Source organism: Streptomyces sp. TSRI0281, from assembly GCF_001905125.1.
Classification (GTDB): domain Bacteria; phylum Actinomycetota; class Actinomycetes; order Streptomycetales; family Streptomycetaceae; genus Streptomyces.
Genome location: NZ_LWLE01000010.1, coordinates 118,669 through 132,201 on the forward strand (window position 1 = coordinate 118,669; position 13,533 = coordinate 132,201).

A 13,533-nucleotide genomic window follows, 5' to 3' on the forward strand; every position below is an offset into this window, starting at 1 on the left:
CCGTCCCGACCCGACCCCGCAGCAGAGAGGCAGTCCCCGTGACCGACCAGCCCCTGACCCTGCCCCAATACCCCTTCCCCGTGAGGCCGTTCGCCGAGCCGCCGCAGGAGTACGAGAAACTGCGCGCCAAGTGCCCCGTCACCCGGGTCCAGTTGCCCAGCGGGGACACCGCCCTGATGGTCACGGGCTACGACGAGGTCGTGGCCGCCATGGCCGACCGCAGGCTCTCCCGCGCGGCCCTGCGCGAACCGGGAGCCGTGCGTACGGTCAAGGGCGAGGACTTCTCCGACAACCCCTACAACCTCCTCAACCAGGAGGGCGAGGACCACGCCAGGCTGCGCCGGCTCATCGCGCCCGCCTTCACCCCGCGCAAGGCGGAGAAGTGGCGGGCCAGGGTCGAGGAGATCGCCCACGAGCTCATCGACCGGCTGGAGGCGGGCCCGCGCCCCGCCGATCTGCACCACGACTTCGCCGCCGTCCTGCCCGTCTGGGTCATCTGCGAGATGGTCGGGGCGCCCGTCGAGGACCGTGAGCGCCTTCAGGAGTGGACGGACCGGCTGGTCAGCATCACCGCGCACACCCCCGAGGAACGTCTCGCCGCGCGCTCCGAGTCGGCCGCCTACGTCGCCGGGCTGGTCGCCCAGCGCCGGGAAGCCCCCAGCGACGACCTGCTCAGCGCCCTGATCACCGCCCGCGACGACAACGACCGCCTCGGCGAGCGCGAGCTGGTCTGGCTCGGCATCAACCTGCTGGTGGCCGGGCACGACACGACGGTCAGCGCCATCGTCCGCGCGCTCTACCAGCTGCTGCGCCACCCCGACCAGTGGCGGCTGCTGAGCGAGAACCCGGACCTGGTGCCCGGAGCCACCGAGGAACTGCTGCGCTACGCACCGCCGTCGGAGATCGGCTTCATGCGCGTCGCGACGGAGGAACTGGAACTCGGGGGCACCACGATCGCGCCCGGTGAGGGTGTCATTCCGGTGATGCACGCGGCGGGCCGCGACACCCGCCATGTCTCACGCCCCGACGAACTGGACATCACCCGCACCGACGCGGTGCACGCGGCGTTCGGTCATGGCACGCACTACTGCCCCGGCGTCGGAGTGGCTCGGATGGAGCTCCAGGTGGCCTTCGGGGTCCTGGCCAAGAGGCTGCCCTCACTGCGGCTCGCCGTCCCCGCCGAGGACGTGGAGTGGCTGAGTGGGCTGCTGACCCTGCGGCCGAAGTCCCTGCCCGTGGAATGGTGACAGGGCCCCGCACCCGGCCGCGCCCGACGGGCTGAGGCGGGTCTGCCACACGAAGGAGCGCCGGACGGGCTGGGATCTGCCCGTCCGGCGCTCCTTCGTGATGCGGCGGGGCGGGTCAGGCCCCGGACTCCTTGATGCCCCACGCGGTGAAGACCGCCAGGGAGAGGTCCTGGAACCCCGGGTCGGCCAGCTCCGCGTAGGCGGCGGCGAAGTCGTCGTCCGTGGCCAGCCCTTCGGCGACGACCGCCTCCCGGGTCTGCTCCAGGGTCAGCTGCCACCAGCGGGCCTCGTCGTCGCCGCCCTTGATCTGCTGGAACCGCGCGTCGTAGCCGATCTTGGCCAGGCCCTTGCCCTCGAACGGCACGGGGAAGGAGCGCGCCCACTCCGTATCCGTACCGACGGCGCTCTCCAGGTGGGCGCGGAAGGCGCGCATCACCTTCTGGTACGCCGGGTGCGGGGAGTCCTTGATCGGGAAGAACGCGGGCTCCTCCAGCACCAGCACACCGCCGGGCGCCAGCCATTCGACGAGCCTGGCCAGCGCCTTCTCCGGGTCGGGCAGATGGATCACGACGTACCGGGCGTGGATGAAGTCGAAGGAGCCGGGCGGGAAGTCCTCGGTGTAGACGTCGTGGCGCAGCACCCGGACCCCTTCCTCGCCGAGCGCGTCGAGGAAGGTCGTGTCGAGGTCGGTGACGGTCACCTCGGCGCCGCGGCCGGCGAGCCAGCGGGCGACGGACCCGCCACCGCCGCCGACCTCCAGCACCCGGTGGCAGGTGGTCAGGCCGAGGCTTTCGAAGCGGGCGCGGGTGTGGTGGTCGAGTACGGACTCCAGGAGGCTCAGCCGTTCCCGTTCGGTGGCGACGGCATGGCTGAAGACGCCGTCCCGGTAGCGCTCCTGGTTCCATTCCCAGCGTTCGGCGGTCGTGGTGGCATCGGGGGCGGGCGAGGTGCTCATACCTGGGTCTCCTTGGCGTCGGGACGTGCGCGGGACGAGGACGGGACGGTCCGGTGGTCGATGGTGAGCGGCAGACGGATCAGCGGCAGGCGGATCAGCGGCGGACGGTAGGACTGGGGGCGGATCGACTGCGGGCGGTTCACAGGAAGGCCAGCACCCTGGCCGGTCCGCCGGTGCCGCCCGCGTGGCGGGGAGCGCCGACGACGGCGACGGCGCCGACGTCCGGGACGGTGTCCAGGCCCGCCAGGCACTCGACGCCGTACTTGCCCGCGGGGAGCAGCACCCGGTGGGTGTACGGGTCGGCGGGGCGGGAGCCGGGGTCCAGGCTCGGCGAGTCGGTACCGACGCCGACCACGGAGCGCTCCTCGACGAGGAAGGCGGCGGCTTCCACGGAGATCCCCGGGAAGCGGTAGAGCCCCTCCTTCTCGTCGAAGTTCAGGAAGGCGCCGGGGGTGTTGATGCGTACGGCCCAGTCGTTGTCCACGGCGAGCAGGGCACGGTCGGGGATCCTGCCGTTGCGGCTCTCCCAGGCGAGGAGGTCGTCCACGGTCAGCTCGGTGACATGGTCGCGGGCCGCGCGCTCCCCGACCCGGACGACGGCGAGCGGGGCGACGAGGGTCTCCACCGGAATCCGTTCGACGGACAGACCGTCGTCGTCGAAGTGGAGGGGCGCGTCGATGTGGGTGCCGATGTGCTCGTTGTACGTCAGTTCCAGGGCGTTGTACTCGTGCTCGGCGAGGTTGGCCAGCGGCCTGATCTCCATCGGCCGGACGTAGAGGTCGAAGACCGGCCAGTCGGGGCCGACGACATGGGTGAGGTCACGGACCGTGCCGGTGGGCAGTGTCACCCGCGGGGCCGCGGGGGTGTTCTGCCGGGCATCGTCGGGGCTCTGCCCGGAGGGGCGGCCGGATTCCGGCGGAACCGAGGCGGCGATGGTCTGGGGGTTGCACATGGAGAACCTTCCGTTCCGTCGGCTTCCGGGAGTCGACGCTAGACTGGGGAGGGAAAACGTTCTGGGGATGGACAATCTGGAATGCGCCCGGATGGCCCGCCGTCCAGGACCACAGGAGGAACCGCCATGACCGCCACGCAGCCTTCCCGCCTCGCTTCGCCCAGCCGGCAGCCGGAGGACGGGGGACGGGGTCAGTACTTCTCGAAGCTGGCGCAGGAGCGTCCGGACATCGCGATGTGCCGTGCGACCACGCTGGTGGCCCGGACGATCGACGAGGAGCTGTCCGGTCACCACCTCACCGTCGCCCAGCACCTCGTACTGAAGATGCTGAACGATGTCGGCCCCTGTTCGCAGCAGGAGCTGAGCGAGCAGTTGCGGATCGACCGGAGCGTGATGGTCGGCTGTATCGACGGCCTGGAGGACTCCGGGCTGGTCCGGCGTGAGCGGCACCCCCGGGATCGCCGGGCCTATGCCGTGACGCTGACCCCCGAGGCGGGACCGGCGCTCGAAGAGGCGGAGAACGGTGTCCCGCATCTGCTGGACCGGGCGTTCGAGGCTCTGACCGCTGCCGAGCGCAGGACCCTGGCCCGGCTGGTCGGCAAGATCCTCGACGTGAACTGACCCGCCGGACGGCCGCCCCTGCGCAGGAGTGGCACCGTCGCCGGGCGTCCGGCCCGTCAGTCGACGATGGCCTGGTTGACGAGCTGCCTGAGCCGCCCGTGCAGCGGGTGGGCGCTGGAGGGCATCAGCTGGGTGAAGAACAGGGCGGTGAGCCGCTCCTTCGGGTCGACCCAGAAGACCGTTCCCGCGGCGCTGTGCCACCCGTACTCCCCCGGACCTGCCACGACACCGGCCTGTGCCGGGTCCTCGACCACGGCGAATCCGAGCCCGAAGCCGACTCCGGCGGTCGGCATCTCGGAGAAGACGGGGCGCCCGACGCTCTGGAGATCGGCGCCACCGGGCAGGTGGTTGCGCAGCATGTGCCGCAGGGTGCGGGGCCCGAGGACACGCTGCCCCTCGAAGTTCCCCTCCCCCAGCAGCATCTGCGTGAAGCGGTGGTAGTCCGCGAGGGTGGTCACCAGTCCGGCGCTTCCGGAGAGCGCGGCGGGCCGGTGCAGGGCCCCGGCCCCGAGTCCGTCGTTACGGACGGCCCGGCCGGTCGAGGGGTCGGCGGTGTAGAAGGCGGCGAGCCGGTCGGCCTTCTCCGGCGGTACGAAGAAGCCCGTGTCCTCCATCCCCAGGGGTTCCAGGATGCGCCGGGCGAAGAAGTCCTCCAGGCTCTGGCCCGAGGCGACTTCGACGACCCTGCCGAGTACGTCGCTGGACACCCCGTAGTTCCAGGCGCTGCCCGGTTCGAAGAGCAGGGGGAAGGCGGCCCACTGCTCGCAGCAGGCAGCGAGGTCGAGGCCGGGCGGGGTGGCCCATTCGTAACCGTTCTTCGTGTAGATCTCGTCCACGGGGTGGGCGCGGTGGAAGCCGTAGGTGAGTCCGGAGGTGTGGCTCAGCAGATGGCGTACGCGGATGGGTTCGGCGGCGGGCACGGTCACCGGCCGGTCCACCGGGCCCCGCTGGTAGACGCGTACGTCGGCGAAGGCGGGGATGTACCGGGAGACCGGGTCCTGGAGTCCGATCGCGCCTTCCTCGACCAGGATCATGGCGGCCACCGAGGTGACCGGTTTGGTCATCGACCAGGCCCGGTAGAGGGTGTCCCCGTGTGAGGGGAGGCCGTTCTCCACGTCCCGTGAGCCGTATTCGGCGAGGTGGGCGACGCGGCCGTTCCGGGTCACGGCGAGCTGCCAGCCGGGCAGCCGTCCGTCGTCCACGTACGCGGACAGATAGTCGTCGATCCGGCGGAGACGGTCGGGACTCAGCCCTACCTCCGCCGGGTCCACCTCGGTCTTGATGCGGGACACTTCGCCTCCTGACGAGCCGGACCGGACGACTGAGCCGGACCCGACTGGTTTGAAAGTTCGCAATAAATAGAACTATAGAATCAACCGCGCCGCCCAACAAGGGCCGCAGTCCGCGAACAGCCGCCGCCCCAGGACGCCTTCAGGCCGTACACACCTCCGGACCGCGCGCACCTTCAGGCCATGCGCACCTTCAGGCCGCGCGTACCTCAGGCCATGCGCATCTCAGGCCGCGCGCATCCTCAGTCCACCGGGGCCAACGCCCGCAGCGCCGACAGCATCCCGTCCGGCCCGGCGCCGAACTCCGGGGCAGGGAGCACCGCGAGCAAGGGGGTGGTGACCCCGGCGTCGACATAGCGGGCCACCTGCTCCCGGCACGCGGCGGGCTTGCCGTGCACCAGCAGGGCATCCACGAGCGCGTCGGGCACTGCCTCGCAGGCACCCCGGAAGTCCCCGCGAGCCCATGCGCGACGGGAGGCGGCCAACTCCTCGTCGCGCCCCAGCCAGCCGTGGAACGCCGAGTACGTACGCGCGTTGAGGATCGGCCCCAGCATCGCCCGGCCCCGCGCCCGCGCGTACGCGGTGTCCGCGGTCGGACAGACGAAGAGCCGGGCGACCACCTCCTTGCCCACCCCTTCCGGCCCCATCGCCTCCAGCACCGGCCGGACATCCTCCACCGCGAGGAAGTTGGTGACGAGACCGTCCGCCTCCCGGGCCGCCAGGCGCAGCATCTGCGGCCGCAGCGCCCCGACCAGCACGGGCGGCACGGGATCGGGGCGCAGGGCGGGCCGGTAGTCCTCGATGGTGAACGAGTCGAAGACGCCCTGCACCGACTTGCCCGCCAGCGCCGCCTTCAAGAACCGCACGGTGTCCCGGACATGGCGGTAGGGGTGCTCGAAGGGAATGCCGTTGATGCGCGTGACGAACGGCGGGCCCGACGAGCCGACCCCCACGGCGACCCGCCCCGGCGCCGCCTCGGCGAGTGTCGCCACCGTCATGGCCAGCAGGGCGGGCCCCCTGGTCTGTACGGGAACCACGGCCGTACCCACCCGCAACGACGGCGCCCAGGCCGCCGCGAGAGCCAGCGGGGTGAACCCGTCGTACCCGGCGGCCTCACCCGTCCAGGCATCGGTGTAGCCGAGATCGGGCAGTTCCTCGATGATCCGCCGATGGCCCGACAGCGGCACGGAATCGAGCGGGATCGTCACTCCATGACGCTTCATGTCTTCCTCTCGCCCCACACTTCGTCAACCACCGGGAACCCGCGGGGAATCCGCCGCGAGTCCGCAGGGAATCCGCCGGGAATTCGCCAGGAACCCTCAATGATTCGAGTGTTCTATGTTCGTCGAAGTATCGAGGGAGGGGCGGGGCGTGTCAACGGCACCCCACCGACCACGTACACACGGCCGCGCCCAGCCCGGCCGGACCGGTCAGACCCGCAGGACCGGTCAGACCCGCAGGACCCGCCGGACTGGCCATCCCGCCGGACCCGCAGGACCGGCCAGATCCGCAGGACGCGTCAGACCGCGGGCCCGCACGCGAGGAACAGCGGCAGCAGCGGGGCGAGCACCGACGCCGCCACGATTCCGAGCCATGTCACCCGGTGGGGTTCCGGCTGGGGAGCGAGGACCCGCCGCAGCCGGATCAGCACCCCCGCGCCCCCGGCACCCGCCGCACCGAGCGCGGCGTGCGGGGCCTGACCACCGGCGACCTCGCACATCGCGGCGGCGAGCACCTCCCGCGGGTGGGAACGCAGGGCCCGGTCGTCCGCCGCCATCTCCAGCAGGAGGGCCGTCTGTTCCTTGGCGTGCCGGGCGAGGGGCAGACCGGGGAAGGCGAGCGCGAACGCTTCCGTCTCCATATGAAGCAGATGATGGCGGCCCACGAGGTGACCGCGCTCATGCTCCAGCACGGCGCGCAACTGCGCCTCCGAGAGCACATCCAGCGCGCCCCGGGTGACCACCACGCGACAGGAGCGTCCCGGCAAGCAGTAGACGGCCGGCACGCCGTGCTCCACGACGGTGGCGCCGTACTCGGGAGCCGGAAGGCCGACCAGGGTGAGCAGATCGAGGTGACGGCGACGGGCACGGCGGGCACGCGCCGCCGTACGGACGAGCCAGGCCGAGGGGAGCAGCACGATCGCCGCCGGGGCCAGCAGAACGGCCGCGGCACCGAGGGGCGAGGAGTCGTCCGGCGGGGAGTTCGGGGCGGTCGTGGCGTCAGGGGCGAGTCCGCAGGCGCTCAGCAGCCCGAGGAAACCGTCGTGCACATGGTGTTCGCGGACGACCAGGTGGTAGACCGCCAGGGCGGTGGAGACGACGAACGTCACCATCAACCCCTGCCAGGCCAGGACCCCGACCGCCGGAGCCCGGTGGGGCCACCGCGCCCGTGACAGAACGGCCGGCACCACGACTCCGGCCAGGAGGGCGTATCCGGCCAGCGCCACGGCCGCGGTCATCCGTCGGCCCGCCTCTTGGCCGTACGCAGAGCGGCGCGCAGGGCATCGGCCTCGCCGGGCGACATCTGCTCCACGAAGCTCAGCAGCGCGCCCGCGGGGTCGGGATTGCTGCCGAGCGCCTGCTGCATCAGGGTCGCGGTGTACTGCTGGCGCGTGCAGGTGGGCTCATAGACCCAGGCCCGCCCGTCCTTCTCGCGGCGCAGCATGCCCTTGCCGTACAGGATGTCGGCGACGGTCTTGACCGTGCTGTAGGCGATGGGGCGCTTCTTGTTGAGGTCGGTCAGGACATCACGTGCGGTCGCGGGCCGCCCCCAGGCCCACAGGCGGTGCATGATCTCCGCCTCCAGCTCACCCAGCTGACGCACGAACGCTCCCCCTCACCCCCGGAAGCGCGCCGTCCGGGCTTCGGTATCCGCTCATCGTAGTCTCGCCACCGCCACGGCCGGAGCCTGCCGCCCACCGGACCGGCCGCCGGACCCGCCCTCCGGCGCGCGCACGATGCAGGCACCTCCCCGCGCACTCAATCCGCCAAGTGTCTTAGTAGTATCTCGACGACCAGGAGGTGACTGCGACGCCCTGTTCACCCCTTCAACGAGCGGTACACCACACCGTTGACGCGCGACGGCACTTGGAATACAAGTGCTAAGCCACTTAGTATTTTCCTGACTTCCGGGACTCCGGACCCGGCGAACCCGCTACCTCGCCGGTCACCGGCCGTATCCGCAAGCACAGCCGTATCCGCAGCACAGCCGTATCCGCAGCGCCGCACCGCCCGCATCCGCCGTCCCGGCTGCGGCAGGAAGGCAGCCGAGGAAGAAGGAGTTGGCCCCATCGTGGCGTCCCACCGCCGTCCCAAGCCGCCCCACCAGGCGTACACGAGCGTGCTGACGGCCACCGCCGCCGCGGCCGTCGCCCTCTCGGCGCAGCCCGCGTCGGCCGATCCGCTGCCGGACCCGAACAAGAAGGGCGTCCAGGCGCAGGTCGATCGCCTCTACGAGGAGGCCACGCAGACGACGGAGAAGTACAACGGCGCGAAGGAGAAGGCCGACACCCTCCAGAAGCAGGTCGCCGACCTCCAGGACACGGCGGCCCGCAAACAGGAGGCACTCAACACCTTGCGCGACCGGGTCGGCACGATAGCCGCCGCTCAGTACCGCGGCGGAGGCATCACCCACTCCGTACAGCTGATGCTCTCGTCCGACCCCGATGCCTATCTGGATCAGGCTTCCCTCATGGACCGGCTGAGCGACCGTCAGATCAGCGTTCTCCGGGCGTACGAGAGCAGGCAGCGCGTCCTGCGGCAGCAGCGCACGCAGGCAGCGGAGAAGCTCGGGGACCTGGAGAACGTACGCGCCGAGATGGGGCGCCAGAAGAAGGAGATCCAGGGCAAGCTCACCAAGGCCCAGCAGCTCCTCAACACCCTCACCGCCGAGGAGCGGGCCAAGGTCGCCGCCAAGGAGGAGCGCGCCAACCGCGCCAGCGACCGCACCGTTCTGGGGAACGAGGCCAGCGCCTCCGGACGTACCTCCTCGGCCTTCGCGGCAGCCAAGAGCCGCGTCGGCATGCCGTACGTGTGGGGCGCGACCGGGCCCGGCTCGTTCGACTGTTCGGGCCTGACCTCCTGGGCCTTCAAGCAGGCCGGCGTCTCCATACCCCGCACCTCGCAGGCCCAGGCGAACGCGGGTACCCGCATCGACTCACTGAGCGCCCTCAAGCCCGGCGACCTCATCATCATGCGCACCGACCTGAGCCACGTCGGCTTCTACGCCGGCAACGGCCAGATCCTTCACGCACCCAAACCGGGAGCCCAGGTCCGCTACGAATCGATCGCGCGCAGCGGCATGCCGTTCATGTGGGGTGTGCGCTTCTGACCCTCGACGCGACGGGGGCATGGAGGGCGTCGGGGGCGTGGAAGGGGTCGGGGGCATGGAAGGGGCCGCACCCGCGTACGCGGCGGCGCGTTCGTTCAGGCGCGTGCGTGAGCCGGTCCTGACACCTCATCGGCCCGGACCGGATCGCCGGTGGCGTACTCGACGTACTCGCGCTCAAGCCGGAAACCGGCCCGCCAGGCGAGCAGCCGGCCGGGGCGGTCGTCGCGGGAACAGGTCCAGGTGGGGATACGTCCACGGGCGGCGATGTCCGCGCAGAGCGCCGTGACACAGGCGAGCGCGAGGTGCTGCCGCCGGTCGGGGGGCGAGAGGACGGCGACGTCCTCGTAACGGCTGCCCAGGACGCAGGTACCCGCCACCGCGAGCAGCCCGCCCCGGGGGAAGGCGCCCCAGGCGACCCCGGACGCGGCCAACGGGTGGGGGCCGCCCCAGGTCGCGTGGAGGCGTCGCGCGTCGCCGCCGGGTCCGGCCGACGCCGTCGCGTCCTCCGCCACGAGCCGCCGTACGGCAACGCCGCGCGGGGGACGTGCCGGAAGCGCGGAGGCGTGCTGGACGTAGACCATCCGCTCCCCCGGATCGAGGCGCGTGAAGGCCTGGCTCAGGGCCGGCAGGAAGCGCGCGGGGGCCTGGACGCGCAGGGAGGCCAGCGGGGCGAGCGCCGCCGGAGCGAGCGCCTGCGGGTTGCCGCGCAGCAGCGCGTGGCCCCCGGACGAGACGGCCACGACCCGCGGGTCGACGGCCCGATCGGCCCACCAGCGACCGCTGCCCGTGGCGCGCACATGCTCGGCGAGAGCCGCGACGCCCGGTGCTCCGACGGGGAACCAGTGGGCGAGATCGGGGAGACGGGCGGGCTGGAGTTCGATCATGTGAGCCACCTCGGGGGCGGGAGGGAAAAGAAGGGGGCAGGGGCGGAAACCGAGTCCGGGACCGACCAGACTTCGGCCCAGGCGGTACGGGCTTCAGCCGAGGCGGTACGGGCTTCGGCCAAGGCGGTACGGGCTTCAGCCGAGGCCGGGGACGGCGGAGACCAGGGTGTCGATGAGCTTGATGCCGACGAAGGGCAGGACGAGGCCGCCCAGCCCGTACACCGCGAGATTGCGGCGCAGCAGGTCGTGCGCCGAGGCGGGCCTGTAGCGGACCCCGCGCAGGGCGAGCGGGATCAGCGCGATGATGATCAGCGCGTTGAAACTGATCGCGGCGGTGATGGCCGAGGTCGGACTGTGCAGGCCCATGACATTCAGCGCCTCCAGGTCCGGGTACGCCGACGCGAACATGGCCGGGATGATCGCGAAGTACTTCGCGACATCGTTGGCGATGGAGAACGTGGTGAGCGCGCCGCGGGTGATCAGGAGCTGCTTGCCGATCTCGACGATCTCGATCAGCTTGGTCGGATTGGAGTCCAGGTCCACCATGTTCCCGGCCTCCTTCGCGGCCGAGGTACCGGTGTTCATCGCCACACCCACATCCGCCTGAGCCAGAGCCGGAGCATCATTCGTCCCGTCACCCGTCATCGCGACCAGCTTGCCCCCCGCCTGCTCCCGCTTGATCAGAGCCATCTTGTCCTCGGGCGTCGCCTCCGCGAGATATTCGTCCACACCTGCCTCGGCCGCGATCGCCCGCGCGGTCAGCTCGTTGTCCCCGGTCACCATGACCGTGCGGATGCCCATGCTCCGCAGCTCCGCGAAACGCTCCCGGATTCCCTCCTTGACCACGTCCTTGAGGCGGATGATCCCGAGGACGCGGGGACCGTCCCCGTCGTGGACGGCGACCAGCAGAGGCGTCGCCCCGGAGGCGGACACGGACGCGGACCATTCCGCGGCCTCGGGCGGCACCGTCCCGCCGCGCATCGTCACCCAGTCGGCCACCTGCGCCGTCGCGCCCTTGCGGATCGCACAGCCCGCGCCGCTGTCCCAGGTCAGGTTGACGCCGCTCATCCGGGTGCGGGCGCTGAACCCGACGAACCTCGGGTTACTCAACTCACCCTCCCGGCGGCCGAAGACCGTGCCGCTGGGCCAGGGCCACCACGGACCGGCCTTCCGGGGTCACGTCGGCGAGCGAGGACAGCTGGGCGGCGTCCGCCGGCTTCAGCGACTCGACTCCCGGCAGCGGGATGAAGTCGCTCGCCTCACGGTTGCCGAAGGTGATGGTGCCCGTCTTGTCGAGCAGCAGCGTGTCCACGTCTCCGGCCGCCTCCACCGCGCGGCCGCTCATCGCGATGACGTTCCGCCGGACCAGCCGGTCCATGCCCGCGATGCCGATCGCCGAGAGCAGCGCGCCGATGGTGGTGGGGATGAGCGTGACGAGGAGGGCGACCAGGACCGTGGTGGACTGCGCGGCTCCGGCATATCCGGCCATCGGCTGCAGGCTGACGACCACCAGGATGAAGATGACGGTCAGGGCCGCCAGCAGGATGTTGAGGGCGATCTCGTTCGGGGTCTTCTGCCGGGAGGCCCCCTCGACCAGGGCGATCATGCGGTCGATGAAGCTGTGCCCGGGGTGCGAGGTGACCCGTACGACGATCGAGTCCGACAGGACGGTCGTACCGCCGGTGACACCGGAACGGTCTCCGCCCGACTCCCGTAGCACCGGCGCCGATTCGCCCGTGACGGCGGATTCGTCCACCATGGCGGTCCCGTCGACCACATCGCCGTCGGCGGGGATCGGCCGGCCCGCCTCCACGACCACGAAGTCGAAGGGCCGCAGCTCGCCGGGGGTCACCGCCTCGGTCTCCGCGCGGCGCGGATTCATCCCGTACGTCCAGTGTTCCAGCCGCAGCGCGACGGTCTCCGTACGCGCCCTGCGCAGGGACTCCGCCTGGGCCCGGCCGCGCCCCTCGGCGACCGCCTCCGCGAAGTTGGCGAAGATCACCGTCAGCCAGAGCCAGACACTGATCACCCAGGTGAAGACGGACGGATGGACGAGTGCCGACGCGGTGGTGAGTACGGAGCCGACGGCGACGACGAACAGGACGGGCTTTGCGGCCAGTGCGCGCGGATGGAGCTTGCGTACGGCCTCCACGGCCGAGGCCGCGAGCCGCTCGGTCTCCAGCGGGTTCGCCGGGCGGACGCGGGTGCGGGGCGGCCGGGTGGCCGGGGTGTGCCGAGGGGCCCCGGGGGCCGGGGGAACGTGCTGGGTGGCGGCGGGAGGCATGGCGGGACCTTCTGCTGGGTTCGGGCAGGGCAACTCCTGCCCGGTCCGGGTGAATGCCCTGATGGGCGAGGTGAGTTGACGTCCTGCCGGCGAGAGGCGGACAAAGCCCGTCGGACGGTCGTCGGGACTGCTGCGCGCACCAGTCGGGGCCGCGGTGCGCGCCCGCCGGAACCACGGCGCGCACCAGTCGGGGCCGCGGGCCGCACCCGTCGGGACTACGGCGCGCGCCCGTCGGAACCGCGGTGCGCACCCGTCGGGGCCGCGGGCCGCCGTCAGGGAGTGACGCGGAATCGGAGCCGGCAGATCACGGCGTCGGTGTCGCGGCGTACGGCATGGGCGACGACGGCGCCTGCGCTGGTTCTGCAGCAGCCGCTCCCAGAGCCTGGCCGGTTCGGTCTCGGGAATGAGGACGGTCACCTGGGCGCCGGGATGCGACCGGGCGAGCTCTCCCACATACGCGGACACCGGGCGCCCGGGCGAGCGGGTGGGTGCCTCGATCTCGATCAGCTCGACGCCCGGGTTCCACAACTCCCAGTCGCGGCGCAGCGCTTCGGCCGCCTTCCGGTCCTCGGGGGCGGGGTGGGTGACCGTGACGGCGAGGACCTCCTCGCCCAGGGACCGGGCGGCGGTCAGGGCACGGCAGGTCAGCTTCGAGAGTCCGGAGACGGGCACGACGACGACCGAGTGCTCCTGTCGCGGCGGCTGCGGGATGCGGCCCAGTTCCAGGCGGGCACCGATCCGGGCGTAACTGCGGTGGATCCTCTCGAAGCCGAGGACCAGCAGCGGCAGGGCGAGGACGATCAGCCAGGCGCCCTCGGTGAACTTGGTGGCGGTGACGACGACCGCAGAGACCCCGGTGAGCAGGGCGCCCAGGGCGTTGAGGGCGGCCTTGGCCTGCCAGTGTGCGGGGCGTTGCCCGTACCAGTGCCTGACCATCCCGACCTGGCAGATCGTGAAGCCGACGAACACACC

At 71.5% G+C, this 13,533-nt stretch carries 11 protein-coding genes and 2 pseudogenes; 3 read left to right on the top strand and 10 right to left on the bottom strand.

What is annotated here, in order from left to right; translation table 11 throughout:
- The first annotated feature begins 38 nt into the window (after positions 1 to 38).
- On the top strand, positions 39 to 1,247 hold the full coding sequence (locus tag A6A29_RS16910; RefSeq protein ID WP_079182801.1) for a cytochrome P450: 1,209 nt from the start codon (positions 39 to 41) through the stop codon (positions 1,245 to 1,247).
- A gap of 115 nt (positions 1,248 to 1,362) precedes the next feature.
- Here A6A29_RS16910 and A6A29_RS16915 read toward each other — a convergent pair whose 3' ends face one another.
- Genes A6A29_RS16915 through A6A29_RS16920 form a run of 3 tightly spaced genes read right to left on the bottom strand, consistent with a single transcriptional unit; the run spans position 1,363 to position 3,154 of the window.
- Positions 1,363 to 2,202 carry a class I SAM-dependent methyltransferase gene (locus A6A29_RS16915; protein WP_073720912.1) on the bottom strand — a complete coding sequence of 280 codons (840 nt, stop codon included), beginning with the start codon at positions 2,200 to 2,202 and terminating at the stop codon, positions 1,363 to 1,365.
- Positions 2,199 to 2,345 (bottom strand): hypothetical protein, encoded by a 147-nt coding sequence (locus A6A29_RS45260; protein ID WP_158074405.1) that lies wholly within the window; start codon positions 2,343 to 2,345, stop codon positions 2,199 to 2,201. The genes A6A29_RS16915 and A6A29_RS45260 overlap by 4 nt, the downstream gene beginning before the upstream one ends.
- Positions 2,342 to 3,154 carry a cyclase family protein gene (locus tag A6A29_RS16920; RefSeq protein WP_079182802.1) on the bottom strand — a complete coding sequence of 271 codons (813 nt, stop codon included), beginning with the start codon at positions 3,152 to 3,154 and terminating at the stop codon, positions 2,342 to 2,344. Before A6A29_RS16920 ends, A6A29_RS45260 begins: the two co-directional genes overlap by 4 nt.
- A gap of 126 nt (positions 3,155 to 3,280) precedes the next feature.
- On the opposite strand from A6A29_RS16920, the gene A6A29_RS16925 reads away from it, so the two are divergent.
- On the top strand, positions 3,281 to 3,775 hold the full coding sequence (locus A6A29_RS16925; protein ID WP_073720913.1) for a MarR family winged helix-turn-helix transcriptional regulator: 495 nt from the start codon (positions 3,281 to 3,283) through the stop codon (positions 3,773 to 3,775).
- Positions 3,776 to 3,831: 56 nt separating this feature from the next.
- On the opposite strand, the gene A6A29_RS16930 is transcribed toward A6A29_RS16925, so the two are convergent.
- The 4 genes from A6A29_RS16930 to A6A29_RS16945 form a co-directional block, all read right to left on the bottom strand.
- Entirely contained in the window at positions 3,832 to 5,067 is a 1,236-nt protein-coding gene (locus A6A29_RS16930; protein WP_073720914.1) for a serine hydrolase domain-containing protein, read from the bottom strand.
- Positions 5,068 to 5,306: 239 nt separating this feature from the next.
- On the bottom strand, positions 5,307 to 6,287 hold the full coding sequence (locus A6A29_RS16935; protein WP_073720915.1) for an LLM class F420-dependent oxidoreductase: 981 nt from the start codon (positions 6,285 to 6,287) through the stop codon (positions 5,307 to 5,309).
- A gap of 296 nt (positions 6,288 to 6,583) precedes the next feature.
- Positions 6,584 to 7,522, bottom strand: a complete 939-nt coding sequence (locus A6A29_RS16940) for a M56 family metallopeptidase (RefSeq protein WP_073720916.1) — start codon at positions 7,520 to 7,522, stop codon at positions 6,584 to 6,586.
- The gene (locus tag A6A29_RS16945) at positions 7,519 to 7,887 is read right to left on the bottom strand and encodes a BlaI/MecI/CopY family transcriptional regulator (protein ID WP_073720917.1); all 369 of its coding nucleotides are present in this window, start codon (positions 7,885 to 7,887) and stop codon (positions 7,519 to 7,521) included. Before A6A29_RS16945 ends, A6A29_RS16940 begins: the two co-directional genes overlap by 4 nt.
- A gap of 468 nt (positions 7,888 to 8,355) precedes the next feature.
- Here A6A29_RS16945 and A6A29_RS16950 point away from each other — a divergent pair, with 468 nt between their 5' ends.
- Positions 8,356 to 9,393: an NlpC/P60 family protein gene (locus A6A29_RS16950; RefSeq protein ID WP_073720918.1), complete on the top strand. Its 1,038-nt coding sequence runs from the start codon at positions 8,356 to 8,358 to the stop codon at positions 9,391 to 9,393.
- Between the two features lie 95 nt (positions 9,394 to 9,488).
- Here A6A29_RS16950 and A6A29_RS16955 read toward each other — a convergent pair whose 3' ends face one another.
- The 3 genes and pseudogenes from A6A29_RS16955 to A6A29_RS46605 all read right to left on the bottom strand — a co-directional run.
- Positions 9,489 to 10,277, bottom strand: coding sequence for a GNAT family N-acetyltransferase (locus A6A29_RS16955; protein ID WP_073720919.1), 789 nt, complete (start codon positions 10,275 to 10,277; stop codon positions 9,489 to 9,491).
- A 135-nt stretch (positions 10,278 to 10,412) separates the two neighbouring features.
- Positions 10,413 to 12,561: pseudogene (kdpB, locus tag A6A29_RS16960) on the bottom strand (potassium-transporting ATPase subunit KdpB).
- A 272-nt stretch (positions 12,562 to 12,833) separates the two neighbouring features.
- Positions 12,834 to 13,533, bottom strand: a pseudogene (locus A6A29_RS46605) (amino acid permease); the annotation flags it as partial.

Bases quoted from the DNA above. Each gene is read 5' to 3' on its own strand.
- A6A29_RS16920 (WP_079182802.1), bottom strand. From the start codon at position 3,154: ATGTGCAACCCCCAGACCATCGCCGCCTCGGTTCCGCCGGAATCCGGC.
- A6A29_RS16925 (WP_073720913.1), top strand. From the start codon at position 3,281: ATGACCGCCACGCAGCCTTCCCGCCTCGCTTCGCCCAGCCGGCAGCCG.
- A6A29_RS16935 (WP_073720915.1), bottom strand. From the start codon at position 6,287: ATGAAGCGTCATGGAGTGACGATCCCGCTCGATTCCGTGCCGCTGTCG.
- A6A29_RS16915 (WP_073720912.1), bottom strand. From the start codon at position 2,202: ATGAGCACCTCGCCCGCCCCCGATGCCACCACGACCGCCGAACGCTGG.
- A6A29_RS16940 (WP_073720916.1), bottom strand. From the start codon at position 7,522: ATGACCGCGGCCGTGGCGCTGGCCGGATACGCCCTCCTGGCCGGAGTC.
- A6A29_RS16955 (WP_073720919.1), bottom strand. From the start codon at position 10,277: ATGATCGAACTCCAGCCCGCCCGTCTCCCCGATCTCGCCCACTGGTTC.